At 69.7% G+C, this 24,880-nt stretch carries 20 protein-coding genes and 1 pseudogene; 10 read left to right on the forward strand and 11 right to left on the reverse strand.

Annotation, left to right across the window (positions count from 1 at the left end):
• Positions 1-5: 5 nt before the first annotated feature.
• The 4 genes from CACI_RS30480 to CACI_RS30495 all read left to right on the forward strand — a co-directional run bounded on the left by CACI_RS30480 (position 6) and on the right by CACI_RS30495 (position 5,431).
• A complete protein-coding gene (locus CACI_RS30480; RefSeq protein WP_015794736.1) occupies positions 6-1,790 on the forward strand; it encodes an acyclic terpene utilization AtuA family protein in 1,785 nt (594 codons plus the stop codon).
• 24 nt (positions 1,791-1,814) lie between these two features.
• Positions 1,815-2,765, forward strand: a complete 951-nt coding sequence (locus CACI_RS30485; RefSeq protein WP_015794737.1) for an aldo/keto reductase — start codon at positions 1,815-1,817, stop codon at positions 2,763-2,765.
• A gap of 189 nt (positions 2,766-2,954) precedes the next feature.
• Complete coding sequence (locus CACI_RS30490; RefSeq protein ID WP_015794738.1) at positions 2,955-4,061, forward strand: ABC transporter ATP-binding protein; 1,107 nt, start codon at positions 2,955-2,957, stop codon at positions 4,059-4,061.
• Entirely contained in the window at positions 4,058-5,431 is a 1,374-nt protein-coding gene (locus CACI_RS30495) for an ABC transporter permease (protein WP_015794739.1), read from the forward strand. Before CACI_RS30490 ends, CACI_RS30495 begins: the two co-directional genes overlap by 4 nt.
• Before the next feature lie 84 nt (positions 5,432-5,515).
• Here CACI_RS30495 and CACI_RS53940 read toward each other — a convergent pair whose 3' ends face one another.
• Positions 5,516-8,272, reverse strand: coding sequence for a PKD domain-containing protein (locus CACI_RS53940; protein WP_015794740.1), 2,757 nt, complete (start codon positions 8,270-8,272; stop codon positions 5,516-5,518).
• Between the two features lie 216 nt (positions 8,273-8,488).
• On the opposite strand from CACI_RS53940, the gene CACI_RS30505 reads away from it, so the two are divergent.
• Positions 8,489-9,193 (forward strand): DUF1707 SHOCT-like domain-containing protein, encoded by a 705-nt coding sequence (locus CACI_RS30505; RefSeq protein WP_143765447.1) that lies wholly within the window; start codon positions 8,489-8,491, stop codon positions 9,191-9,193.
• A gap of 91 nt (positions 9,194-9,284) precedes the next feature.
• Positions 9,285-9,899 carry a DUF4291 domain-containing protein gene (locus CACI_RS30510; protein WP_015794742.1) on the forward strand — a complete coding sequence of 205 codons (615 nt, stop codon included), beginning with the start codon at positions 9,285-9,287 and terminating at the stop codon, positions 9,897-9,899.
• On the opposite strand, the gene CACI_RS30515 is transcribed toward CACI_RS30510, so the two are convergent.
• Entirely contained in the window at positions 9,896-10,330 is a 435-nt protein-coding gene (locus CACI_RS30515) for a nitroreductase/quinone reductase family protein (RefSeq protein ID WP_015794743.1), read from the reverse strand. The two genes, CACI_RS30510 and CACI_RS30515, sit on opposite strands and share 4 nt — an antisense overlap.
• A 117-nt stretch (positions 10,331-10,447) precedes the next feature.
• Between CACI_RS30515 and CACI_RS30520 the strand changes: the two genes are divergently transcribed.
• Positions 10,448-11,029 (forward strand): gluconokinase, encoded by a 582-nt coding sequence (locus tag CACI_RS30520; RefSeq protein WP_015794744.1) that lies wholly within the window; start codon positions 10,448-10,450, stop codon positions 11,027-11,029.
• Between the two features lie 98 nt (positions 11,030-11,127).
• Here the strand turns inward: CACI_RS30520 and CACI_RS30525 are convergent, their stop codons facing one another.
• The 5 genes and pseudogenes from CACI_RS30525 to CACI_RS30545 form a co-directional block, all read right to left on the reverse strand.
• Positions 11,128-11,886 carry an endonuclease/exonuclease/phosphatase family protein gene (locus tag CACI_RS30525; protein WP_015794745.1) on the reverse strand — a complete coding sequence of 253 codons (759 nt, stop codon included), beginning with the start codon at positions 11,884-11,886 and terminating at the stop codon, positions 11,128-11,130.
• A 2-nt stretch (positions 11,887-11,888) separates the two neighbouring features.
• Complete coding sequence (locus CACI_RS30530; protein WP_143765448.1) at positions 11,889-13,031, reverse strand: ABC transporter permease; 1,143 nt, start codon at positions 13,029-13,031, stop codon at positions 11,889-11,891.
• 335 nt (positions 13,032-13,366) lie between these two features.
• A pseudogene (locus tag CACI_RS30535) lies at positions 13,367-14,248 on the reverse strand (ABC transporter ATP-binding protein); the annotation flags it as partial.
• Positions 14,248-15,549 carry a hypothetical protein gene (locus tag CACI_RS30540; RefSeq protein WP_015794748.1) on the reverse strand — a complete coding sequence of 434 codons (1,302 nt, stop codon included), beginning with the start codon at positions 15,547-15,549 and terminating at the stop codon, positions 14,248-14,250. The gene CACI_RS30540 and the pseudogene CACI_RS30535, both read right to left, overlap by 1 nt.
• Positions 15,550-15,618: 69 nt before the next feature.
• Positions 15,619-16,707, reverse strand: coding sequence for a GlxA family transcriptional regulator (locus CACI_RS30545; protein ID WP_015794749.1), 1,089 nt, complete (start codon positions 16,705-16,707; stop codon positions 15,619-15,621).
• 71 nt (positions 16,708-16,778) lie between these two features.
• On the opposite strand from CACI_RS30545, the gene CACI_RS30550 reads away from it, so the two are divergent.
• Entirely contained in the window at positions 16,779-18,041 is a 1,263-nt protein-coding gene (locus tag CACI_RS30550) for an MFS transporter (protein WP_223297286.1), read from the forward strand.
• A 66-nt stretch (positions 18,042-18,107) separates the two neighbouring features.
• The gene (locus tag CACI_RS30555) at positions 18,108-18,983 is read left to right on the forward strand and encodes a prenyltransferase/squalene oxidase repeat-containing protein (protein ID WP_015794751.1); all 876 of its coding nucleotides are present in this window, start codon (positions 18,108-18,110) and stop codon (positions 18,981-18,983) included.
• 43 nt (positions 18,984-19,026) lie between these two features.
• Here the strand turns inward: CACI_RS30555 and CACI_RS48325 are convergent, their stop codons facing one another.
• From CACI_RS48325 to pdhA, 3 genes are read right to left on the reverse strand one after another with little or no spacing between them, the layout of a single operon-like run.
• Positions 19,027-20,805, reverse strand: a complete 1,779-nt coding sequence (locus CACI_RS48325) for a dihydrolipoamide acetyltransferase family protein (protein ID WP_143765449.1) — start codon at positions 20,803-20,805, stop codon at positions 19,027-19,029.
• Positions 20,802-21,806: an alpha-ketoacid dehydrogenase subunit beta gene (locus CACI_RS30565; RefSeq protein ID WP_015794753.1), complete on the reverse strand. Its 1,005-nt coding sequence runs from the start codon at positions 21,804-21,806 to the stop codon at positions 20,802-20,804. The genes CACI_RS48325 and CACI_RS30565 overlap by 4 nt, the downstream gene beginning before the upstream one ends.
• A complete protein-coding gene (gene pdhA / locus CACI_RS30570) occupies positions 21,803-22,954 on the reverse strand; it encodes a pyruvate dehydrogenase (acetyl-transferring) E1 component subunit alpha (protein ID WP_015794754.1) in 1,152 nt (383 codons plus the stop codon). Before pdhA ends, CACI_RS30565 begins: the two co-directional genes overlap by 4 nt.
• Before the next feature lie 107 nt (positions 22,955-23,061).
• Here pdhA and CACI_RS30575 point away from each other — a divergent pair, with 107 nt between their 5' ends.
• Positions 23,062-23,580 carry an Lrp/AsnC family transcriptional regulator gene (locus tag CACI_RS30575; RefSeq protein WP_223297287.1) on the forward strand — a complete coding sequence of 173 codons (519 nt, stop codon included), beginning with the start codon at positions 23,062-23,064 and terminating at the stop codon, positions 23,578-23,580.
• Here the strand turns inward: CACI_RS30575 and CACI_RS30580 are convergent.
• Positions 23,546-24,862, reverse strand: coding sequence for a nitrate/nitrite transporter (locus tag CACI_RS30580; RefSeq protein WP_015794756.1), 1,317 nt, complete (start codon positions 24,860-24,862; stop codon positions 23,546-23,548). The two genes, CACI_RS30575 and CACI_RS30580, sit on opposite strands and share 35 nt — an antisense overlap.
• Positions 24,863-24,880: the final 18 nt, after the last annotated feature.

A 24,880-nucleotide genomic window follows, 5' to 3' on the forward strand; every position in this document is an offset into this window, starting at 1 on the left:
GTGAAGTGAACACCCAGGTCCTGCCACGCCGCCCGGTACGCATCGCGAATTCGTCCGGGTTCTACGGCGATCGCCTGTCCGCGGCCAGGGAGATGGTGGACGGCGGTCCGATCGACGTGCTCACCGGCGACTACCTCGCCGAGCTCACCCCGCTGCTGCTGGTCAAGGCCCGCGAGCGCGGCGGCCCGGGCTATGCGCGCTCCTTCCTGGCGCAGATGAACCAGGTCCTGGCTTCCTGCCAGGAGAAGGGGATCAAGGTCGTCACCAACGCCGGCGGCCTGGAGCCGGCCCGGCTCGCCGACGATCTCAGGGCCCTCATCGCGCATCTGGGCCTGCGCCTGAAGGTCGCCCACATCGAGGGCGACGACCTGCTGCCGCGCGTGGCCGAGCTGCGCGCGAAGAAGGTCCCCTTCGAGAACACGGACACCGGCGAGCCGTTCTCCGACGCCGCCGAACCGGTCACCGCCCACGCCTACCTGGGCGCTTGGGGCATCGCGGCGGCGTTAGCCGGCGGCGCGGACATCGTCGTCTGCGGCCGGGTCACCGACGCCTCTCTCGTCGTGGGCCCGGCCGCTTGGTGGCACGGCTGGTCCGGCGAGGACTGGGACGCCCTGGCCGGCGCGGTCGCCGCCGGGCACGTGATCGAATGCGGCCCGCAGTGCACCGGCGGCAACTACTCCTTCCTGGACGAACTGCCCGACACCCGCGTCCCCGGCTTCCCGATCGCCGAGGTCGCCCACGACGGCTCCGCGGTGATCACCAAGCATCCGGGAACCGGCGGCGTGGTCTCGGTCGGCACGGTCACCGCCCAGCTCGTCTACGAGATCGAGGGTGCGGCTTATACGAACCCTGACGTCACCGCGCACTTCGACACCATCCGGCTGACCCAGCAGGCGCCGGACCGGGTGGAGATGCGCGGCGCCAAGGGCATGACCGGCCCGCACAAGCTCAAGGTCGGCTTCAACTTCCGCGGCGGCTTCCGGAACCACGTCATCCTCGGCATCACCGGTTTGGACATAGAGGCCAAGGCGATGCTGGCCGAGGCGCAGATCTTCGACACGCTCGGCGGTCGCGGCCGCTTCGCCTCGGCGGACGTCCGGCTCCAGCGCAGCGACAAGCCCGCCGAGCAGGCGCGCACCGACGAGGAAGCCACCGCCTACCTGCACATCACGGTCAAGGATCCCGACCCGGACAAGGTCGGGCAGGCCTTCACCAGCGCCGTGACCAGCCTGGCGCTGGCGGGCTACTCCGGGTTCCACCCCACCGCGCCGCCCACGCGGGAGGTCGAGTACGGCGTCTACTGGCCGACCCTGATCCAGGACCGGCACGTCGACCACATCGCGGTGCTGCCCAGCGGTGAGCGCGTCGAGGTCCGACCCTGCCGCCGGCCGATGGGGACGCCGCTGCACCTGGGCGCGCCGCGTCCGCCCGAGCCGTTCTTCTCTGACGGAATGAAGCGGCTCGCTCCGCTGGGCCTGGTCTGCGGCGCCCGTTCGGGTGACAAGGGCGGCACCGCGAACGTCGGGCTGTGGACCCGCACCGACCGCGCCTTCGCCTGGCTGCGCGAGACCCTGGACGTCGACACCTTCCAGAAGCTGGTCCCGGAGTCCTGCGACCTGCGCGTGGAGCGCTTCGAGCTGGCGAACCTGCGGGCGCTGAACTTCGTCGTCTACGGCATGCTCGGGGAGGGCATGGCGTCCTCGACGCGCGCCGATCCGCAGGCCAAGGGACTCGGCGAGTTCGTCCGGTCGCGGCTGGTCATGGTCCCGGTGGAGTTTCTGAACGGCTGAGGAACGCCGACTAGGATCGCCGGTATGCGCTATCGTCACCTCGGCAATTCCGGTCTGCTCGTCTCCGTCGTCGGTCTGGGCTGCAACAACTTCGGCGGCCGCCTGGACGTGGCCGGCACCCGCCGCGTCGTGGACGCCGCGATCGACGCCGGCATCACGCTGCTGGACACCGCCGACATGTACGGCCAGTCCAAGTCCGAGACCTTCCTCGGCGAGGTCCTGCAAGGCCGCCGGGACCAGGTGGTCCTGGCCACCAAGTTCGGACATCAGGGCTTTGACATGGGCTACCCGCCGGCGGCCGGCGCCAAGGGCGGCCGGGCCTACATCCGCCGCGCCGTGGAGGCCTCGCTCCAGCGCCTGCGCACCGACTACATCGACCTGTACCAGCTGCACACCCCGGACCCGGCGACCCCGATCGCCGAGACCATCGCCGCCCTGGACGATCTGGTCCGCGAGGGCAAAGTCCGCTACCTGGGCAACTCCAACTTCGCCGGCTGGCAGATCGCCGAGGCGCACTATGTCGCCGAGCAGCTGAACGCCACGCCCTTCATCTCGGCGCAGAACCACTGGTCGCTCCTGGTCCGCGACGCCGAGACCGAGGTCGTCCCGGCCGCCCGCCACTTCGGCCTCGGCGTCCTGCCCTACTTCCCGCTGGCCAACGGCCTGCTGACCGGCAAGGTCCGCCGCGAGACCGGCATCCCGTCCGACGCGCGCCTGGCCGGGCGTCCCCAGTGGGTCACCGAGGACCGTCTGGACAAGGTCGAGGCATTGATCACCTGGGCCGAGAAGAACGGCCGCAGCCTCCTGGACGTCGGCATCGCCGCGCTGGCCGCGCAGCCCGGCTGCGCCTCGGTGATCTCCGGCGCCATGTCCCCGGAGCAGGTGCAGGCCAACGCCGCCGCCGGCGACTGGGAGCCGACCGCCGAGCAGCTCGCGGAGATCGACGCGATCGTGCCGGCTCCGGCGCAGGGGTAACGGCAGACCCAGGCGCGGCGAGTCAGCCCGCTGATAGACCCCGCACCGGCAGCAGCATCGCGACTTCCCCTCCGACACCCCGCCGCCCCCTGGCGTTCCCTCCCCATTCAGCCGTTTCGCGGGTGAGCGCCAAGTACCAGGGGTAGGTTCCTCCGGAATCAGGTGCGGGTCCGGCAGAGGGAGGAGCGGATGGATACCAGCGTCGCGGTGCGGGGCAGCGGCATCACGAAGACATTCGGTGACGTCGTCGCGCTCGATCACGTCGATGTGAGCATCGCGCGAGGGCAGATCCACGGCTTGGTCGGCCCGAACGGCGCGGGCAAGACCACGCTGCTCGGCCTGCTGCTGGGCCTCGCCGTCGCGGACCAGGGGACTTTGGAGATCTTCGGCGCTCCGGTGGGGCGCACGCTGGCGGCTCCGGACGGGGTCTCAGGGTTCGTGGACGGTCCGGGCTTGTACCCGACGCTCACCGCCAAGCAGAACCTCGCCGCGCTCGTCGCGCTGCGGCACCGGGACGCGCCGAGCACCGGCGTCGACGAAGCGCTGCACGAGGTCGGGCTGACCGAGGTCGCCGACGACAAGGTGCGCGGCTTCTCCCTGGGCATGCGCCAGCGGCTGGGACTGGCCGCCGCGCTGCTGACCAAGCCGCGGCTGCTGGTCCTGGACGAGCCCGCCAACGGTCTGGACCCGGCGGGCAAGAAGCACGTCCACGGCGTCCTGAACCGCCTGGTCGCGGGCGGCGCCACGGTCATCCTGTCCAGCCACCGCATGGACGACCTGGAAGCCCTGTGCTCGGAGGTCACCATCCTGTCCACCGGACGCGTGGTCTTCTCCGGCCCGCTGCACAAGCTCTCCGACGAGAACCGCGAACTGGACTACCGGCTGCGCGTCTCGAACGCCGCCGACGCGCGCACCGTCGCCGACGGGATGCCCGGCATCCACATCGTCGAGGGCTCCGACGCCGTCGCGCGCGCCGACGCCGAGGCGATCGTGGTCCGCGGCAAGGTGGCGGCCATGGACGAGCTCGTGGCCCGGATCGTGCGCGCGGACATCGCGCTGCGCGAGCTGGCGCCGGTCGTCTCGCCGCTGGAGGCGGCGTTCCTGGCGCTCACCGAGCAGACCGACGGCGAGGCATCGGTCCCGGCGTCCGGCCAGAGCGCCGGCCGAAGCCCGGATCAGCATTCTGATGCCGCCGTGAAACCGAGCGCCGGCCAGAGCGCTGACCCGATCCCTGGTCAGCCCACTGATACCGCCGTGAAACCGAGCACCGACCAGCCGCAGGAGGCCGCCCGATGACCGCGACCGCCACGGACACCTCCGGGCCCGAGGCCGAAGCCCAGACCCCGGCCGCCCGCCCGGTCCCGGTGTCCCGCGTCCTGCGCTTCGAGCTGACCAAGCAGTTCTCCGCCTGGCGGGTACGCCTCCTGATCCTGCTGTGCTGGTTCGGCCCGGGGCTGCTGGTCTTCGCCATCGACCAGCAGAGCACCCTGCCCTCGGACACCCTGTTCGGCCGCTGGATGCACGCCACCGGCTGGGCCGGATCCCTGGTGGCGCTGGGCTTCTGCGGCACGTGGGGACTGCCGCTGATCACCTCCGTGGTGGCCGGCGACGTCTTCGCCTCCGAGGACCGCCTCGGTACCTGGCGCCACCTGCTCATCGCCATCCGCTCGCACCGCCGCATCTTCGCGGCCAAGGCGGTCGCCAGCCTCACCGTGATCCTGCTGCTGGTCGCGGGGCTCGCCTTCTCCAGCATGCTCGGCGGTCTGCTCGCCGAGGGGAACAACCCGCTGGTCGGGCTCGACGGCCACAGCCTGTCCGGCGGCGACGCCGGCGTCCAGGTCCTGCTCGCCTGGACCGCCGTCCTGGCGCCGACGCTCGCCCTGGCCGCCATCGGGCTGCTCGGCTCGATCGCGCTGGGCCGCTCGCCGATGGGCCTGCTGCTGCCGATGATCGTCGCGCTGGGCATGCAGACCGCGCAGATGCTGCCGCTGCCGGTCGCCGTCCGGCTCGCGCTGCCCGGCTACGCCTTCATCTCCTGGAACGGTCTGTTCGCCGACCCCGAGCAGCTCAAGCCGCTGCTGATCGGCATCGTCGTCAGCGTGGTGTGGGCCGTGGCCGCGACCGTGCTGGCCTATCTGCTCTTCCTGCGCCGGGACTTCACCAACCTGACCAACGACGGCGCCGGACGCAGGGTCCTGACGATCGGCGTCCTGCCGCTGGCCGCCGTCCTGGCCGCGAGCGTCGGCGTGGTGGCGGCCGTGACGCCCGGCGCCGGCGGATCGGGCATCGACCAGAACAAGATCCAGCAGTCGGTCGCCACCGCCTTCGCGCACCTCTACCGGCTGCAGGAGCAGCAGATGCGCCGTCCGCCGCTCACCGAGGCACAGCTGCACAGCGCCGCCACCTGCCTCAAGAGCGAAGGGCTCGGCAAGCAGGAGGGTCCGGGGACCGACTGGCGCTGCACGGTCTCCTGGAGCGTCCCGGGCGACAACATCACCGCTCAGGCCGTCTACCAGCTCGACGTCACCGCCAACGGCCGCTACATCGCCGACGGCGACGGACCGCAGGAGGTCAACGGCTACTTCCTGATCGTCACCGGCGGCAAGACCGTGTCGAACCCGCTGTGGCAGTTCGACGGCAACGTCGATCTGGTCTCCGCGCACTGATCCCAGATGCACAGAACCGGCCGGGTGCGTTTCGCACCCGGCCGGTTCCCCGTTCGCTGAAGGAAATCAGCTCACGTTGGTCGATCAGCTCACATTGACCGTGGCGTCGTCGACGACGAACGAGGTCTGGTACTCGGCGTCCTCAACGCCGGTGAACTTCAGCGTCACCGTCTGCCCGGCGTAGGACGCCAGGCTGAGCGAGTGCAGCGAATATCCGGTGTTGGCGTTCAGATTCGAGTACGTGTACAGGGTTCCCAGCACGGTGCCCGCCGGGTTGAGGACCTGCACCTTGAGCGTGTCGTACTTGGTGGTGGTCGTGGTCTCCGCGGTGTCGATGTGCATATAGAAGTTGAGTTTCTCGGTCGTGCACCCCGACGGCAGCGTCACCGTCTGGGCCAACGTGTCCGTGGTCGCCTTGCCCCAGCCGTCGATCCACGCGTCGTAGGTCCCGCCGTGCGGCGGCTCGGAGCTGCTGCTGTTGATCACCGAGAGCGGGGTGTGCGTCGAGGTGATCGCCCACGGCGCCGGGTTGGACGCGCCGTTCTCGAAGCCCGGGTTGCCCAGCAGCTGCCCGGCGGTGCATCCGGTGCTGCCGGTCGGCGTGGCGGTGACCTCGTTGCTCTGCCCGCCCTCGCCGATGGGGTTCGACGCGGTGACGCGGTAGTAGTAGTCAACACCACTGGTTAGCCCAGTATCCGTGCACGTCAAAGTGCTGCCGCTCACGCCGCTGCAGCCGCCGGAGGTCACCAGCGATTCCGTGCCGCTGGACGTGCCGCGGTAGACGCTGTACTTGGTGATGTTCTCACCGCCGCTGCTCGCCGGCGCCTGCCAGTTCAGCGTCACCTGGTTGGTACCCGCTGCCGCGGTGAGGTTCTGTGGCGCGCTGGGCGGCGTGCCCATGATCGGCGACGCCGTGACGCTGACCGTCGACGTGGCCGTGTTCACCGGGGAGGCGCTGTCGGTCACCGTCAAGGTCGCCGTGTACGTCCCGGCGGCGGTGTAGCTGTGGCTCGGGTTCTGCGCCGTGCTCGTCGCGGAGCCGTCACCGAAGTTCCAGCTGTAGTGGTAAGCGGGAGTGCCTCCTGTCGCCGTTCCCGTGAAGTTCACGGCCAAGGGGATCTGTCCGGAGGTCGGAGTGCCCGCCGCCGAGGCCGCCAGCGGGCTGCCGACCGAGCTGACGTTCACCGCGACCTGGGAGGTCGCCGTCTTGACCGGGGAGGAGGTGTCGGTGACCGTCAGCGTCGCGGTGTAGCTGCCCGCGGAGCTGTAGGTGTGGCTGGGGCTCTGCGTGGTGCTCGTCGCGCCGTCACCGAAGTTCCAGCTGTACTTGTACGGCGCCGTGCCGCCGGTCGCCGAGCCGGTGAAGTTCACCGCGAGCGGTGCGTTGCCGGTGGTCGGGGAGGCCGTGGCCGAGGCGGACAGCGGGGTCGAGCCCTGGACCCAGAAGTCCTCCAGCGGGTCGCCGAGCGCGGCCTGGTCGTTGGTGGTCATCGGGAAGGTGTTCAGCCCGATGTTGTCGTTGGGGTCGATGATGCCGGCCTTGACGTTCTGCATCGTCCGTTCCATCGCCGCGATCACGTTGTTGGTCGTGTACGCGACGTGGCTGACATACCCCTGCTTGACGTACTGCGACGGGCCGATGACGACCAGCGGGACCCGGTAGGTGTTGCTGACGTGGTCGGTGCCGTTGTTGCCGTTCTGGGTGTCGTCCTCGGTGACGATGATCAGGGTGTTGTTCTTGTACGTCGCGTTGTTCTCGATCGCGTTGACCACGTTGTTGGTCGCGGTGTCGTTGCCCGGGATGTCCTGGTAGGTGCCCGGGTGGTCGTTGAACAGCTCGACGTAGCTGTAGACCGGCAGGCCGTTGGTGTTGACGAAGTTGATGTAGTCGTTGGCGATGGTGCTGTCCGGAAGGCTCTGGTTGGAGCAGGTGTACTCGTTGTAGTGCAGCTCCTCCGGGATGCTCGTGCCCGGGCGGTTGGGGGGCAGGACCTCGGTCTTGCCGTCGGCGGGGTTCTTCCAGTAGCCCGAGCCGCTGCTGAGCATCCAGTAGAAGTCGCCGTTCATGACGAACGTGTACGGGCTGGAGCCGCTGCCGTTGCCGGTCGGCGCCGTGCAGGCGTTGGTGCCCTCGTTGGTGGGACCGTTGGTGTTGCTCAGGAAGCGGTCGAACTCCGTCCCGGTGGAGGGGTAGGTCTGCTGCTGGGAGCTGGACTGCGACTGGGCCGAGAACAGCCACCAGTGGTTGGGACCGGAGGGCGGCTGCGTGCCCGTGCTGTAGGAGTCCGACAGCGCGTAGGTCTTGGCCAGGCTGTGCAGGTCCGGCACCGAGCTGATGTGGTTGGTGCTCTGCACCTTGCCGTTGCAGGAGGCCGAGATGGTGGTGGCGCAGTCGCCGAGGTAGTCGTCGAACGTGTGGTTCTCGCGGTAGACGATGACGAAGTGCTGGAACGGCGGGAAGTACGGCGTCAGCGGGTTCACCGCCGCCACCGGCTGCTGGATCGCCGTGGCCGGCTTGCCGGCGGCGGCGGGCTCGTAGGTGATGCGGTTGTTCACCGAGAAGTCGTGCGGCTGCGGGAACTTCGTGAACTCCGAGCCGAGCGCGGCGAACTTGGCGCTGGAGCAGTCGAAGTTGTCGGGCCGGTAGGACTGGGGCCGCTGGCCGACCGGCAGGTTCTTGGCGTTCGTCGGGTCGGTGCTCGGGTTCCAGCCGATGAGGGTGCACGAGCCGGGGCCGGATGACGGCCTCGTACTCTGCAGCCCCTGTGCGGCTCCGATGCTCCCGCCCGCGATGAGGGCGAGGAACGCGGCGCCCGCGATCCAACGTTTCCGTCTGATCATTGGTGCTCCCTGAGTGGGGGATGTGGGGAACGGCGGGGAAGTGGCGACGGTATTGTCCAGGCGAATAAGGGTCCGGACAAGGCCTGTCAGGGCACAGAACCCGCTGATAGCGACGGCTTTCATTCGTCGTTGGTCCACAGTTGGCCGATCGAACGGCGCCCGGGACGGTCAACGCGACATATCGCGTTCGGGATGGTTTCCGGCTACACTGACCGCATGACTTCCGCGCCCGAAGAGAGCCGGTTCGTGCCGGTCATCGTGCCCGATGCCGCAGAGGTTTCGGAGGTTCCGGAGGCTCCGGCTGTCGCCCCGGGCGGCGGCGTCCAGGTCCGCGCCTCCGACGCCGAGCGCGACGAGGTGGCGGCGGTCCTCGCCGAAGCGCTGGCCCAGGGCCGGCTGACCAGCGCCGAACTGGCCGAGCGCATCGATGCGGCGTACTCCGCCACGACCCGCGCCGAGCTGGTCCCGCTCACCGCCGACCTGCCCGACGACATGCGCAAAGCACCGGCCACCGGCCCGCTCGCGGCGGTGGAACGCCAGGAGCTGAGCGCGACCTTCAGCAAGGTGATCCGCTCCGGCCGCTGGGTCGCCGGGCGGCACACCGTGGCCACCGCGCGCTTCGGGGCGCTGATCGTGAACCTGGCCGACGCCGTGCTGCCGGGCCGCGAGATCACCCTGGACGTCAACGCCTTCTGCGGCAAGGCGATCATCACGGTCCCGGAGAACGCGCGCGTGGTCGACGAGGGCGGCGCGCTGTTCGGCAAGCGCTCGGTCACCGGCAGCGCGCCGGAGGGCGCCGAGGACGGACCGCTGATCCGGATCACCGGCAAGTCCACGTTCGGCAAGATCGTCGTGCACCGCGGCGGACGCGGCAGCGACAACCCCTACGTGTGGTGGCGGGAGAACCGGCACCAGCGCTGAGCCTTGATATCCGAGCTCTGAAAATCAGGCGCGCCCGCCGGGTTCGGTGCGCGAGACTTCCCCGAGGTAGGAACAGAACGGGGAAGCCTTCATGGGCAACGAAAACAACCTTCCGCTGCACCAGGTGCGCGCGGACTACGACCGCGAAACGATCGTGGTCTATCAGGCCTATCGTGCGCAGATCGCCGAGCCGGCGGTGCGCGCGCAGCGCTTCGTCGAGCCCTTCTCGCTGCAGCGGATGACCTGGATCAAGCCGTCGTTCCTGTGGATGATGGGGCGCAGCAACTGGGCCCGCAAGCCGGGGCAGGAGCACGTGCTGGCCGTCCGGATCACCCGCGAGGGCTGGGAGAACGCGCTGTCGCAGGCGGTGCTGACCGGTTACAAGCGCGGCGTGCACGCCGACCACGCGGACTGGGAACAGCAGATGAAGCACGCGAGGGTCCACGTCCAGTGGGACCCGGAGCGCACGCTGTCCGGCGCGGTCCTGGACGCCCGCTCGATCCAGGTCGGGCTGAGCCGCCACGTCGTCGCCGACTACGTCAACGCCTGGACCACCGAGATCCGCGACATCACGCCGACGGTGCGCAAGATGGCCGACCTGCTCAAGGAGGGCCGCAAGGACCGCGCAGCGCAGCACCTGCCGAAGGAGCGGCCATATGAGTTGCCGCCGCACATCGCGCGGCGGCTTCGCGGAGAGCGGGGTTAGGCAGCCGGCTCGAGGACGACGATCGGGATCTTGCGGGACGTGCCTTTCTGGTACTCGTCGAACTGCGGCGCCTTGGCGACCACGTCGGCGTACAGCGCGTCCCGCTCGTCCTCAGCGGCGACGCGCGCGGACACCTTCACGGTGCGCACGGCCTCCTCGCCCGGTACCTCGAGGGCGATGTCGGGGTTCGCCCGCAGGTTGTGGAACCACGCCGGGTGGTTGTCCCGGCCGGCGTTGGACGCCACGATCACCCAGCTGCCGCCGTCCTGCGCGAACCCGGCGAGCGGGGTGACGTAGGCCGCGCCGGACTTCGCTCCGGTGTGGTGCAACAGGACCAAGCCCTTGCCACCGAACTGCTCGACGCTGCCGGCGTTGGCCCGGAACTCCTTGATGACCTCTTCGTTCCAGGATTGACGTTCATCGTTGCTCATACCGGCTCGAGCTTCCGGTCGAAGGGGTTTTATTCCCGCCTGGTCCGGACCTCCCTCGAATGGCCCGTCCGGACTCGTCGGCGAGCACCCCGACCTCGGCGGTGCCAGGCTGGAACCATGGAGCGACCGACCTCTGACCGGACGGCGGCGACCCCCGGGACGGCGCCGCCGGTCGTGGTCGTCACCGGCGTCTCCGGCTCCGGCAAGTCGACCGTCGGCGCCGCCCTGGCCGGCCGCCTGGGCTGGGACTGGGCCGACGGCGACGCCTTCCACCCGGGCGAGAACATCGCCAAGATGGCCGCGCACGAACCCCTCACCGACGCCGACCGCCTCCCCTGGCTGGCCGAGATCGGCCGCTGGATCGACCGGGCCGCCGACGCCGACCGCGCCGCCGTCATCGCCTGCTCGGCGCTCAAGCGCTCCTACCGCGACCTGCTGCGCGCCAAGCGTCCCCAGGTCCGCATGGTCTACCTGATCGTCGACCTGAAGACGCTGCACCAGCGCCTGACCGACCGCCGAGGGCACATGTTCCACGCGGACATGCTCGGCAGCCAGCTCGCGGCGCTGGAGCCGCCGACGCCGGAGGAGGGCGTGCTGATGGTGAAGTCCGAGGGGTCGGTGGACCAGACGGTGGATCACATCATCGCGTGGGAGCGGTTGGGCGGCTATGTGCCGGCCGAGGAGGGGCGGCGGGTGTAGGGGCGGTTGTAGGGGCTGTAGGGGCGGGAGGGGTTCCCGCTGCTCCTGCTGCTCCTGCTGCTCTCGCCGCTCCTACTGCTCCCGCCGCTCCCGTCCCATCACCCGATCGTGGCAGCCACGCCGTAGTGGTCCGACAGGTACCGGTCCTGCCCGTCGCCCATCCGCACCTTCTCCTGCATCACCACTTCGGCTTTCGCGGGCACGCCCGGCGAGACCAGGATCTGGTCCAGCGCGGCGCCGTCCCAGCCGGGGACCGGGCGGAAGGTCGTGGCGGCGTCGCCGTCGAAGGCGTCCCGCAGCCCGGAGGCGGCCTGGAAGCCCTCGAAGAGCCAGGAGTCGCGCGGGACGTTGAAGTCCCCGACGGCGATGACCGGCTCGCCGGAGTCGATGCGGCGGATCGCCTGCGCCATCCGCGCCAGCTCCGCCTGCTGGACGCGGGTGAACGGCGCGGCCTGCGACCAGTCGGTCTCGTGGTTCGGCGACAGGTGCGTGTTGGTGACGGTGAAGAACTCCCCGTCGACGGCGAAGCGGGCCACCAGCACGCCCCGGCGCATCACCACGTCCGCCCGCCACTTCGCCGGCGCGGCGACAACGTGGTAGCGGTGCCCGACCAGCGGGACGCGCGAGAGCGTCAGCAGCCCGCCGGCGACCGTCGGCAGCCTGGTGCCGTGGGCGGCGTACGGGAACGAGGTCTTCGTCAGCGAACGGATCAGCCCGAAGCTCGGCGGCAGCGAGAGCTCCTGAAGACAGACCACGTCGTAGTCGGAGTCCGCCAAGACCTCGGCCAGCGCGCGCAGCCGAACCCTGGGCTTGTCCTTGTAGAGCGTGTTGAGCGACAACACCCGAATCTTCGGCACGGCTACGCCCTCCTCCCGGCGGTCCAGGCGACCCGCATCGGGACCTTGGACCCGAACCGCAACACAGAGTTCTCATACACCCTGGCGCCCGCACCGACGATCCCGACCGTCAGCACCGCCATCAACCCGATCGCCACCACCGGCTCCCACCACGAGGCATCACCCCCGGCAATCCGCACCGGCTGGATCAGCACCGAGAACGGCGGCACCAAAGAAAGCACCCGCACCCACACCGCATCCGGATTGCTCAGCGCCGCGAACGCAGCAAAGTAGGGCACCATCAGCAGCAAGTTCAACGGCTGCACCGCCGTCTGCATCTCCTCCTGCCGCGACACCCGAGCCGCCACAGCGGCATAAGCGGAGGCATAGAAGATGTACCCGAGCACGAACCAAACCGCGACGATCCCCACGGTCTGCCAAATCTGCCCGGTCATATGCAAAGCCCCGGTCGCCGACCCCGCACCGATCCCCACCGCGGCAGTAGCGGCCAACTGCAACAGCCCCAACGCCCCGATCCCGATGATCTTCCCGGTCAACAACACCCGAGCCGAAGTGCTCGACAACAGCACCTCAATGACCCGACTGGCCTTCTCCTCCACCACCCCGGTCGCGACCCACATGCAATAGGCGATCATCTGACTGAACAACATGATCTCGGCAATCAGCGCCACAGTCTTCCGCTGCCCCGCATCAGGATCCTTCGGCGCCAACTTGACCGTACTCTGCCCCTGCAACTGATCCAGATCCGTCACCTGCGAAGCCAGATTCGCCCCAGCGAGCACCGGCGCCAACTTCGGATCAACGGAATCCTGCACATAAATCTGCCCGCCATCAACGAGCGCATCCATCTTCCCGCTCTTGACCAGCGCCTGCCCACCCGCAGAATCGGTGACCAGACTCGACGTCAGCTTGATCTCATAAGCCGGCGCCTGCCGCTCAGCAATCTGCTGCTCAGCCGCCGCACGAGGCCCAGCAAACCCGACCGTGAACGACGGAGTCTTGTTGTGACTCGAAACCAACGAAGAAATCACCACCGCCACCACCACGATCAGCAGCGAAATCCCCACCGAGACCGCGAACCCCCGATCCCGCCCCCGCTCCCGAAACTCCCGCCGCATGACAAGCCGAACAGCGCTGCGATTCACGCGGAGGCTCCCTGCTGATCGGTAGGGGCGGCACTGTCGGGATCAGCGCCTGCCTGATCACCGCGCTGGCCGCCGATCAGGTTGGCGGTGCCGCTGCTCTCGTCGGCGCCAGCATGGCCGCTGGCCTCGCCGCTAGTCAGGCTGGCAGCAGTGTCGCTGCGGGAGCCGGCGCTTGCCTCGTCGCTGGTCAGGCTGGCGGCGACGCTGTGGGAGCCAGCGCTTGCCTGGTCGCCGGTCGCGCTGGCTTTGGTGCCGGTGCGCGCCTGGTTGCCACTCCTGCCGCCGCTCTCGCCATCGCCATCACTATTGCCATCACCATCACCATCACTGTCGTGATCGGCGACCGCCTCCCGGAACAAGTCCGCCAGACTCGGCCGCAGCGGCGTGAACTCCCGCACCGGTCCCAGTGCCCGCGCGGCGTCCAGAATCGCCTGGTCGTCGGCGTCCGCGGTGAGGATCAGCGTCGTCCTCGCCCCGTACTCCGCGGACTCCACGCCGGCCAGGCCGTCGGCCCATCCCGCGGCCGCGTCCGTGCCCACTCGCAGGCCTCGCTCGGCCCGGGAGGCGCGCAGCTCGTCGACGGTTCCGGTGGCGACCATTCGGCCGCGGTAGATGATGCCGATGGAGTCGCACAGGCGCTCGACCAGTTCCAGCTGGTGGCTGGAGAACACCACGGGCACGCCCTCGGCTGCCCTTTCGCGCAGGACCTCGGCGAGGTTGTCCACGCCGACCGGGTCGAGGCCGGAGAAGGGTTCGTCGAGTACCAGGACCGCCGGGTGGTGGACGAGGGCCGCGGCTAGTTGCACGCGCTGCTGGTTGCCCAGGGAGAGGGCCTCGACGCGGTCTTCGGCGCGTTCGGCGACGGAGAGGCGTTCCATCCAGTACTTCGTGGCGGTGGCGGCGTCGCGGCGGGTCATGCCGTGGAGTTCGGCCAGGTAGCGGAGTTGGTCGCCGACGCGCATCTTGGGGTACAGGCCGCGTTCCTCGGGCATGTAGCCGAAGCGGCGGCGGGTGGGGGTGTCGACCGGCTTGCCCTGGAAGCGGACGGTGCCGGCGTCGGGTTCCAGGACGCCGAGGGTGATCCGCATCGTGGTGGTCTTGCCGGCGCCGTTGGTGCCGACGAAGCCGTACAACTCGCCCGGACGCACCGAGAACGTCACGCCGTCCAGCGCGATGCGATCGCCGTAGAGTTTGCGCAGACCATCGAGCTCCAGCATCAAGCCTCCCGTTTCGCCTGGCCCGATCCTAGCCAAGGCAGCGGCCGGTCCAACGCCCCCTCCCGCCGCATCTCGGCGGCCGCGGCGTTGATCGTCGCCTCCGGGTCCCGGAACGGCCGCTCCCGCACCGCTGCCGCCAACGGCTCGGCCGAACTCTCGGCCATCGACGCCCGCACCTCCGGCGCCATCGCCTCCAGGGATCCGACCCGCGCCAACTCCAGACTCCACACGACTTCGGGCCCTGACACCGCCGCCAGCCGGCTGTACGCCTCGCGCCGCGCATCAGGCCGCATCCCCTCCCCCGCCAGCTTTATCAGGGTATGGAGCCACGTCGCGTCGTCATCCGGAACGGCAGCCAACAGATCCAGAAACTGCCGCTGCCCGTGTTCCAACAGCTCGCCCAACGACTTGCGCACAGCCTCCGGCCGGTCGCGAACCGCGAGAAACGCCTGATGCCGAAGCTCCCCGTCAGCGAAATCATGCGCCCGCACCGCCGTGGCGATCGCCGGCTCCCCGGCCCGGTTCAGCAACTCCGCCAGCACGACATCAGGCGTAAAAGCATTGCCCGCAAGATTCACCCGCGCACGCAACCGCCCCCGCGGACTCAACGTGTGCTCGACCAGCGCCCGCGACAACGGCATGCACCCAGCCATCGCCTGCGCCGCACCGGCCCGCCGGATCGCGGTCCGCCCGATCGCCTCGGTGAAGAAGCGCCGTCCGTCCTCCAACGGCGCCAAAGCCAGCATGATGTTCGCCGGACGCCACCAATGCCCGGTCCAGACGTTCGGAGGCGAAGGCGGCACGCTGAGATGATCGCCGATCCCGGTATCGTCCCGCCCGACCAGCAACGAGGACAGCGACCCGGTCCACAGCGCGACCTGATCGACCAGATACGCCCACCGCGAAGCCCGCTCCCCCACCGCCGCACGGATCACCGCCGCCAGCACCGCCCCGGTCCCGGCGACGTCCGGCTCGGCCAGCACCGCCACCGCGACCGCCGCCGGCCGCACCTCGAACAACAGGTCATGCGCGGTCAGCGTCCCGGCCCGCAGCCCTTGTACCGTCAGGTCTCGAAGATGCGTGAGAGCGCCGTCGCTGTCGGGGTGGTCGGTGAAGTGCCGCAGCGCGCGCTCGTAATGCTCCATCGACGGCCGGTCCCCGAACAGCGGTGCGGGCGGCGGCGGAGGCACGATCGCCGCACGGCTGCCGATACGCCGCTCGTAGAACTCGTCCTCGCTATAGGCGTCGAACTCGCCCTCGACCAATGCCGTCCCGCAGATGAACCCTCGGTTGGTGGTCACGGAGCCTCCTCACGCAACGGGCTGCGCTCCCACCTTAGGGCGCCACACCACCGATGTGACCAGTGCGAATCAGACTCCTGGCTGCCGGAAGGCGCGCCGGTAGTCGCTGGGCGCCACCCCGACCACCTCGGTGAAGTGGTGCCGCAGATTCGCCGCGCCGCCGAGCCCGGCCGCCGAGGCGACACGATCTACCGGCAGGTCTGTGGTTTCCAGGAGCCGGCGCGCGTGCAGAACCCGTTGCTCCGTCAGCCATTTTCCGGGCGTCGTGCCGACCGCGGTGTGGAAGCGGCGGATCAAAGTCCGCTCGGCGACGTTCGCGTGCCGGGCCAAATCGGCAACAGTCAACGTCTCCGCCAAGTGCGTCCGCATCCAGTCCAGCAGCGGCCCGAGGTTGTCACGCCGAGCCAATGGCGCGGGCGTGTCAACATACTGCGCCTGCCCGCCGCTGCGGTGCGTCGGCGCCACCAAACGCCGGGACAGGGTGTTGGCGACGTCCGCACCGTGATCGGCGGCGACGATGGCGACGCACAGGTCGATCCCGGCAGTCGTACCCGCGCTGGTGAGCACGTCGCCGTCGTCGATGTAGAGCACCGCAGGATCGAGGTCCACAGCCGGGAAGCGCTTCCGGAACTCCTGCGCGTAATACCAGTGCGTGGTCGCACGGCGGCCGTCGAGCAGCCCGGCGGCGGCCAGGACAAAGGCGCCGGAGCACAGGGACGCCACGCGCGCACCGTTCGCGTGCGCCTGGCGCACCGCCGCGACGAGGTCCGCGGCCGGTTCGGTGTAGATGTCCCCGACCGCAGGAACGATGACCGTGTCCGCGGTGAGGAGCGCGGCGTAGCTGTCGCCGGCGAGCGCGGTGAAGCCGCTGGAGGATACGGGCCCTGATTCCGGGTTGCAGATCCGGACGTCGTAACCGAGTTCCGGCATGCCCGGCCGGATGCGGCCGAAGACCTCGACCGGGATCGAGATCTCGAAGATCGGCGCGCCCTCGGTGACGGCGACGGCGACCGTGTGCTTGCCCGCCGCCTTGTGCGCCTTGCGCACCTTGTCCGCCGCGTCGCGCGGCCTCCGACCCGGTTCCGCAGCCGGCCACACATCCCCGTTCCGGCTCGCGCGCCCTCCGGTGTCCTCGACCTTCTCCATCGTTTCGACCATGGCAATATATTAGCGCTTCATGTCATTCCTGCCACTGGGCAGCGCCCGGCACGCAAGAGATCATCGGACATGTGAGCCTTACAGATGTGGAGAAAGCCGCGGTGGCGACACCCCCGCGGACACACAAGGAGACCTGGTCCCGTGCCGCGCTCGCCCTGACCGCGGTCGGCTGGGGTGCCAACCAGTTCGCGCCGATGGTGCTGCTGTACCGGGAGCGGATGGGCGTCTCGGCGTCCGCCGCGGAGGCGATCTTCGGGCTGTACGCGGCCGGCCTGGTCCCAGGACTGCTGATCGCCGGCCCGCTGTCGGACCGCGTCGGCCGCCGCCCGGTCGTGGCGTTCGCGGTGCTGCTGTCAATGATCTCCGGCGTGGTGCTGATGCTCGGCTCGCACGGCCTGGGCTGGCTCTCCACCGGCCGCGTGCTGATGGGCATCGCCAGCGGCGCGGCCTTCAGCGCGGGCAGCGCGTGGGTGAAGGAGCTGTCGGCGACGAACGCGGTCGCCGGCGCCGGCGCACGGCGCGCCTCGATCGCGATGACAGCCGGCTTCGGCATCGGCCCGCTGATCGCCGGCGTACTGGTGCAGTGGGGACCCGCCGCGTATGAGGTCCCTTATATTCCACAGCTGATTCTCGCCGCGGCAGCGCTGTTTTTGCTTGCCGGCACACCGGAAACCGTGCAGCGCTGGCCCTCGGGCATCCTCGGCGGCGGCCTGCTGCGCCTGCGCGGCTTCTCCGACCGGCGCTTCGTCGGCGTGGTGCTGCCGATGGCGCCGTGGGTGTTCGGCGCAGCGACGATCGCCATGGTCTACCTCCCAGGCCTGTCGGCGAGCCACGTCAAGGGGATCTCCCTGGTCTTCGCCGGCACGGCCGCCATGGTGACCGCGATGTCCGGCGTGGCGATCCAGCCATTCGCCCGCCGCGTCGCCGCCTCCCCGGCAGGCCAGGACCGCGCCCGTCCGCGCCTACTGACCCTCGGCCTCGCGCTGGTGACCGTCGGCACCCTCGCCGAAGCTGGCGTCGCCGCACTGAACAGCCTCGGCGCCTGGCAGGCAGTGCTGACGCTGGTCGTCGCGGTCGTCATGGGCTTCGGCTACGGCATCCTGCTGGTCTTCGGCCTCGCCGAGGTCCAACGGCTGGCTCCCCCGGAAGACCTCGCGGGCATGACCGCGGTGTTCCAAGCCTTCACCTACCTCGGCTTCGCAGCACCATACCTGTTGTCCGCACTGAAGAACGTCGCCTCGCCCAGCACCCTGCTGCTCGCGGTCGCGGCGCTCGGCGTACTGACGATCGCGGTGACGGTGCGGAACGCGCGGGTGACGGCGAAGCAGTCGTAGCCGGGCTGGCGACCGCCAATCGGCTGGTGATCGCGGCTTTTCAGCGAGCTGACATACTGGTGCATCATGGAGATCGATCTGGGCGCCGCAGTATCTTTCGTCGCTACGCACGCCCGGGTCATCGAACGACGTCGTTTGCATCTCCTGGTTGACGGAGGCTCCCCGGCGGGCGTCTTGGCCGCGCTGGATGCCTATCGAAACCCCGATGGCGGATACGGATGGGGGCTGGAGCCGGACCAGCGTTCGTCCACGAGCCAGCCGGTCGCCGCCATGCACGCGTTGGAGGTGCTGGCGACGATCGGCGACGACAGTGACCGCGCGACGCAGATCTGCGACTGGCTCGCCGGACACGCCATGGCCGACGGCGGCATCCCCTTCGGCCTCCCGTGCTCCGACACGGCGGGCTGCGCGCCGCACTGGACCGGCGCTGACGCGCATACATCGTCGCTACAGATGACGGCGCAGCTCGCGGCCCAGGCCCACAGAGTCGCGCGGCACCGCAAAGACATCGCGGAGCACCCCTGGCTGGTCCAGGCCACCAGCTTCTGTCTGGACTCGATCGATCGCATCGAGGAGGCTCCGCACCCCTACGAGCTGATGTTCGTGTTCCTCTTCCTCGACGCCGTCGCCGACCACGACTCCCGGGCCGACCGGCTGTTCGACCGCGTCCTACGATTCGTGGTCCCCGACAGTCCGACCTCCGTGCCCGAGGCCGAAGGCGAGGTGCTGCACCTGCTGGACTTCAGCGCGTACGCCGGCTCCCGGTCCCGCTCGCTCTTCGACCGGGCCGCGATCACCGCCGACCTGCACCGCCTGGCCTCCCAGCAGCAGCCCGACGGCGGATGGCAGGTCACTTTCCCCGCCTCTTCCCCCGCCGCCGCTCTGGAATGGCGCGGATACGCGACGCTGCAAGCCGTGGCAACGCTGCGGGGCGGGGTCTGACAGAACTCTCTCTGTCAGACCCCGTATCCGTCAGCCGTCAGCCTTACAGACTCCGCAACAACCGTGCGGGCTCCTCGACCAGGTCTGCGACGTAGCGTAGGAAGCCGCCGGCCACGCCGCCGTCGCACACGCGGTGGTCGAAGGTGAACGACAGCTGCGTGACCTGGCGGATCGCCAGCTCGTCGGCGACCACCCACGGCTTCTTCACGATGCGCCCCACGCCGAGCATCGCCGCCTCGGGGTGGTTCAGGATCGGGGTGGAGCCGTCGACGCCGTAGACGCCGTAGTTGTTCAGGGTGAAGGTCGAGCCGGTCAGGTCGGACAGCGGCAGCGAGCCGGCGCGAGCCGCAGCGGTCAGCCGCTCGAACTCGGCCGCCAGCTCCTCGGTCGACATCCGGTGCGCACCATGGACGACAGGTACGACCAAGCCGCGATCTGTCTGCGCCGCAAAGCCGAGGTTCACGTCGGCGTAGCGGACGATCTCCTGCTGCTCCACATCCACCGTCGCGTTCAGCTCCGGATACCGCGCCAGACCCGCCACACAGATCCGCGCCAACACCGCCAGCAGACTGATCTTGCGCGCCGACGCGTCCCTGTTCAGCGCCGCACGCAGCTCCATGAGGCCGGTCGCATCGACATCGACCCACGTCGTCGCATCCGGGATCTCACGCCGAGAGCGAGAAAGCTTCTCCGCGACCGTCTTGCGCAGACCACGCAACGGCACGCGCTCGAGCTCGGCGATACCAGCACTCGAACTCAGCGCCAGCGACGCAGGAGCAGCAGCCGGTGCAGCAAGCGCCGCCTCGACATCCCGCCGCATGATCAAGCCCTCAGGCCCGGTCCCCTGCACGGAAGCCAGGTCGAGCCCACCCTCCTTCGCCAGCCGACGCACGAGAGGAGACACGACCGCAATTCGAGGCGCCGCACCAGAGCGCTCCTGCACAGCCGCACCGCTCAGCGCGGGCACGGCCTTCGCAGCACTCGGAGATGATGCGGAGCCACCGCCCGCTGAACCGTTGCGAGCCGCAGCACTGCCTGCTGAACCATTACGAGCCGCAGCACTGTCCGCTGAAACGTGGCGAGCCGCAGCACTGTCCGCTGAACCATCGCGAGCCGCACCGCTGCCCATCGAGCCACTGCCCGCAGCACCAGTGCCATGCGCGGAGCCATGGCCCTCAGCACCACTAGTCGCACCGCTGCTCGCAGCACCAGCACCCGCCGAGCCATTGCCCTCAGCATCGCTACTGCCCGCAGCACCATTACTCACCGCGCCGCCATCGCCCGACCCGGCAACCGGCGCGCCATGCACCCGAGGCGAGCCGCCGTGCCCACCGAACCCGCTCACCACGCGCCGTCGCCGGACCCCTCCGCTCTCGGCGGTCCCGTACCCCACCAGCACATTGCCGGAGCCGCTCCCTGAGCCGCTGCCAGCGCTACCACCGGAGCCGATCTTCGCCCCGTTCCGAGCCGCAGCATCAAGCCGAGCCCGATCCGCCGGCTCCTCAGGCGCCGCCTTCAATCCTTGGGGCCTGTTATCTGAGCTACCAGCACCACCAGCACCACCACCAGCCGCCGCAACCACCGCCGCCGCGATGCTGATCAGCGGCTTGCCGACGTCGACGACGTCGCCGACCGCCCCGTGCAGTTCAACGACCTCGCCGGCGTAAGGACACGGCACCTCGACCGACGCCTTCGCCGTCTCGACCTCGCAGACCACCTGGTCGACGGAGACGTGCTCGCCCACCGTGACGTGCCAGGCGATGATCTCGGCCTCGGTCAGTCCTTCCCCGAGGTCCGGGAGCAGGAATACGCGGGCCGTCACCGGTCCTCCCACTGCAGCGAGGCCACCGCGTCCAGGACGCGGTCCACCGAGGGCAGGTGGTGCCGTTCGAGCTTCGGCGGCGGGTAGGGGATGTCGAATCCGGTCACGCGGCGGACCGGCGCCTCCAGCCAGTGGAAGCAGCGCTCGGAGACCCGGGCCGCGATCTCGGCGCCGGTGCCGCCGAAGCCGGCGGCCTCGTGGATCACCACCGCGCGGCCGGTCTTGCGGACCGAGGCGGTCACCGTCGCGTCGTCGAAGGGCACGATCGAGCGCAGGTCCACGACCTCCAGGTCGTATCCCTCGGCGGCGCCGGCCTCGGCCGCCTCCAGGGCGGTCTGCACCGTCGGGCCGTAGGCGATCAGGGTCGCATCAGCACCCTGACGCCGTACCGCCGCCTCGCCGATCGCCGGACCGGTGGTGGACAGCTGGTCCTTGGACCAGTAGAGCCGCTTGGGCTCCATGAAGATCACCGGGTCGTCGGACTCGATCGCCGCGCGCAGCAGCGTGTAGGCGTCCGACACCGTCGCCGGGGTCACCACGTGCAGGCCCGGCGTGGCGGCGAAGTAGCCCTCGGAGGAGTCCGAGTGGTGCTCCACGCCGCCGATGCCGCCGCCGTAGGGCACGCGCACGACCACCGGCAGCGGCAGGGCGCCGCGCGTCCGGTTGCGCATCTTGGCCAGGTGCGAGGCGATCTGCTCGAACGCCGGGTAGGAGAACGCGTCGAACTGCATCTCCACCACCGGCCGGAAGCCGTACATCGCCATGCCGATCGCGGTGCCCATGATGCCCGCCTCGGCCAGCGGTGTGTCGAAGCAGCGCTGCTCGCCGAAGTCGCGGGTCAGGCCGTCGGTGACGCGGAAGACGCCGCCGAGCACGCCGACGTCCTCGCCGAAGACGACCACCTTCTCATCGGCCGTCATCGCATCGCGCAGCGCCCGGTTCACGGCCTGCGCCAGGGAGATCTCAGTGCTCTGAGCCGCACCGTCCAGCGTCGCGGTCATCGCGCGGCCTCGCTCTCGGCGTCGGCCTCGGCGTCGAGCTCGGCCTGCAGCGCGGCGGCCTGCTCCAGCAACTGCGGCGTGGGCTCGGCGTAGACATGCCGGAACAGGTCGCGGTGGTCCACCTCCGGCTCCTCGCCGAGCCGGGACCGCATGTCGTTCGCCAGATCCTCAGCAGCCTGATTCGCCTCGGCGACGACGTCCTCGCCCAGCAGTCCGGCGGCCCTCAGGTAGGTCTCCAGCCGCGCCAGCGGGTCGCGCACCTTCCAGTATTCGACCTCTGATTCGTCCCGGTACCGGGTGGCGTCGTCGGCGTTGGTGTGCGCCTGCATCCGGTAGGTGACGGCCTCGATCAGCGTCGGGCCCTGGCCGCGCCGGGCCCGCTCGGCGGCCTCGGCGACCACGCGGCGCACCGCGATCACGTCGTTGCCGTCCACCCGCACGCCGGCCATGCCGTACCCGACCGCCTTGTGCGCGAGCGCCGCGGCGTGCGTCTGCTTGGCCAGCGGCACGGAGATGGCGTACTGGTTGTTCTGCACGAAGAAGATCGCAGGAGCCTGATAGACCGCGGCGAAGTTCAGCGCCTCGTGGAAATCGCCCTCGGAGGTCCCGCCGTCGCCGCAGAACGCCAGCGCGACCGTGTCGTCGCCGGCGAGCTTGGCGGCCAGAGCGAGCCCGGCGGCGTGCGGCGCCTGGGTGGCCAGCGGCGTGCACTGCGGGGCGGTGCGCCACACCTGCGAGTCGTAGCCGCAGTGCCAGTCGCCGCGCAGCAGCGTCAGGGTCTGCACCGGGTCGATGCCGCGGGTGACCATCGAGACGCAGTCGCGGTAGGTCGGGAAGAACCAGTCGGTGGGGCGCAGCGCCAGGATCGCGCCGATCTCGCACGCCTCCTGGCCGAAGGAGGACGGGTAGACCGCGAGCCGGCCCTGCCGGACCATCGTGGTGGCCTGCACGTCGAAGCGCCGCCCGATCACCATGGCGCGCCAGGTCGCCAGCAGCTCCTTCGGGTCCAGCTCGGGGACGTCGTCGCGCAGCGCGCCGGACAGCGCGCCGTGCTCGTCGAGGTACTGCAGGGGCGAGGGGTCCAAGATCGTGTCGAACCCCAGGGGGAAGCCCGACCCGGTCTTGTCGGGCGCGGCTATAACGGTCACGTCGTCTCCATTGACACGTGTCGGTGGCATGGCTGTGTGATGCCGATTCTTTGTTCGGTGAACACCAGCTGACCAGTGACCCCGCCAGATCGGAGACAATCGGAGTCATGAGCACCGCCAACATGAGCCAACCGTCCACGTTGGACGACACCGACCGACGGATCGTCCATCTGCTCCAGCAGGACGGCCGGATGTCGATGCGCGACCTGGCCGCCGCGGTCCACGTCTCCCGCGCGCACGTCTACACCCGGGTCAAGCGCCTGCTCGACGAGGGGGTGATCCGGCGGTTCACGATCCAGGTCGACCCCGAGCGCGTGGGCTTCAGCACCTCGGCGTACCTGACCATGAAGGTCGAGCAGAACAGCTGGCGGCAGATCCGCGACACCCTGGCCGCGCTGCCCTGGGTCGAGCACGTCGCGCTGGTCAGCGGCGACTTCGACGTCCTGCTCCTGGTCCGCAGCGCCTCCAACAAGACGCTGCGGGACCTGGTCTTCACCCATATCCAGAACATGCCAGGCGTGCGCTCGACCCGCACGCTGTTGGTCTTCGACGAGACGGACCACCTGCCGGCGCTGCCAGGCGATCCGGAGCTCATCCGCGAGTCCGACCCGCCCCCCGACGCATGAACACCGCCCACGTCAGCGCCGCACACAGCGCGTAGAACAGCAGGAACGTCCAGTACGCCGCGTTCCCGTTCTTCGTACTGAGGAACGACTGCCGGAAGGCCATGTTGACCAGCACTCCCCCGAATGCCCCAACGGCTCCGGCCAGCCCGATCAGCGCCCCGCTCAGCCGCCGGGCGTCGGCGTCGGCCTCCCCGGCGAACAGCGCCGGGATCATCTTGTACACCGAGCCGTTGCCGATCCCGCTGAACACGAACAGCAGCACGAACCCGGTCACGAACGCCGGCAGCGAACCGGCGTGGGACGCGGCCAGCACGACACCCGCGCCCGCCGCCATCAAGGCGAACGTGACCAGCGTGACCCGCGCCCCGCCGAGCCGGTCGGCCAGCCGTCCCCCGATCGGCCGCGACAGCGAACCGAGCAGCGGACCGAGGAAGGTCAGGTACGCGGCGTCCACGGGAGTGGCGAACTCGCTCTTGAACTGCACCTGCAACACCTGCCCGAAGGCGAAGCCGAAGCCGATGAACGACCCGAAGGTCCCGATGTAGAGCACTGACACGGCCCACGTCGTGCCGCGCTTGGCCACCTGGCGGATCGCGCCCTTCTCCGCACGCCGGTTCGGCAGGTTGTCCATGTACAGCGCCGATCCCGCCGCGGCCACCACGATCAGCGGCAGGTAGATCCCGGCGACCAGTCCCGGATGCCCCTTGCCGCTCCAGGCCAGCACCGCCAGCCCGACCAGCTGCACGGCGGCGACCCCGACGTTCCCGCCGCCGGCGTTGAGCCCCAGCGCCCAGCCCTTGAGCCGGTCGGGGTAGAAGGCGTTGATGTTCGTCATCGAGGAGGCGAAGTTCCCGCCGCCGATGCCGGTGATCGCCGCCAGCACCAGCAGCGTCGAGTACGACACCCCCGGTTTGACCAGGAAGGCCGCCAGGGCACAGGGGATCAGGAGAATCAGGGCACTGAAGACCGTCCAGTTCCGTCCCCCGAAGCGGGTGACGGCGAAGCTGTACGGCAGCCGCAGCACCGAGCCCACCAGCGTGGGCACCGAGGTGAGCAGGAACTTCCCGGCGGCGTCGACGTGATAGCCCGGGCCGAGGAACAGCACCAGCACCGACCACAGCGACCACACCGAGAAGCCGATGTGCTCGGACAGGATCGACAGCGCGAGGTTGCGGCGGGCGATGCGGCGGGCGCCGACTGCCCAGAGCTCCTCGTCCTCAGGGTTCCAGGCGTCCAGCAGAGCCTTGTCCGACAGGGTCTGTTCGGTAGTGATTACTGACATACCCGTAACCTATGAATG

This window comes from Catenulispora acidiphila DSM 44928 (assembly GCF_000024025.1).
Lineage (GTDB): Bacteria > Actinomycetota > Actinomycetes > Streptomycetales > Catenulisporaceae > Catenulispora > Catenulispora acidiphila.

Excerpts from the sequence above, each read along its gene's own strand:
- CACI_RS30510 (WP_015794742.1), top strand. The coding sequence starts at position 9,285 with ATGGGCAACGAAAACAACCTTCCGCTGCACCAGGTGCGCGCGGACTAC.
- CACI_RS30565 (WP_015794753.1), bottom strand. The coding sequence starts at position 21,806 with ATGACCGCGACGCTGGACGGTGCGGCTCAGAGCACTGAGATCTCCCTG.
- CACI_RS30520 (WP_015794744.1), top strand. The coding sequence starts at position 10,448 with ATGGAGCGACCGACCTCTGACCGGACGGCGGCGACCCCCGGGACGGCG.
- CACI_RS30495 (WP_015794739.1), top strand. The coding sequence starts at position 4,058 with ATGACCGCGACCGCCACGGACACCTCCGGGCCCGAGGCCGAAGCCCAG.
- CACI_RS30505 (WP_143765447.1), top strand. The coding sequence starts at position 8,489 with ATGACTTCCGCGCCCGAAGAGAGCCGGTTCGTGCCGGTCATCGTGCCC.
- CACI_RS30485 (WP_015794737.1), top strand. The coding sequence starts at position 1,815 with ATGCGCTATCGTCACCTCGGCAATTCCGGTCTGCTCGTCTCCGTCGTC.
- CACI_RS30490 (WP_015794738.1), top strand. The coding sequence starts at position 2,955 with ATGGATACCAGCGTCGCGGTGCGGGGCAGCGGCATCACGAAGACATTC.
- CACI_RS30575 (WP_223297287.1), top strand. The coding sequence starts at position 23,062 with ATGAGCACCGCCAACATGAGCCAACCGTCCACGTTGGACGACACCGAC.
- CACI_RS53940 (WP_015794740.1), bottom strand. The coding sequence starts at position 8,272 with ATGATCAGACGGAAACGTTGGATCGCGGGCGCCGCGTTCCTCGCCCTC.
- CACI_RS30580 (WP_015794756.1), bottom strand. The coding sequence starts at position 24,862 with ATGTCAGTAATCACTACCGAACAGACCCTGTCGGACAAGGCTCTGCTG.
- CACI_RS30545 (WP_015794749.1), bottom strand. The coding sequence starts at position 16,707 with ATGGTCGAAACGATGGAGAAGGTCGAGGACACCGGAGGGCGCGCGAGC.
- CACI_RS30515 (WP_015794743.1), bottom strand. The coding sequence starts at position 10,330 with ATGAGCAACGATGAACGTCAATCCTGGAACGAAGAGGTCATCAAGGAG.
- CACI_RS30555 (WP_015794751.1), top strand. The coding sequence starts at position 18,108 with ATGGAGATCGATCTGGGCGCCGCAGTATCTTTCGTCGCTACGCACGCC.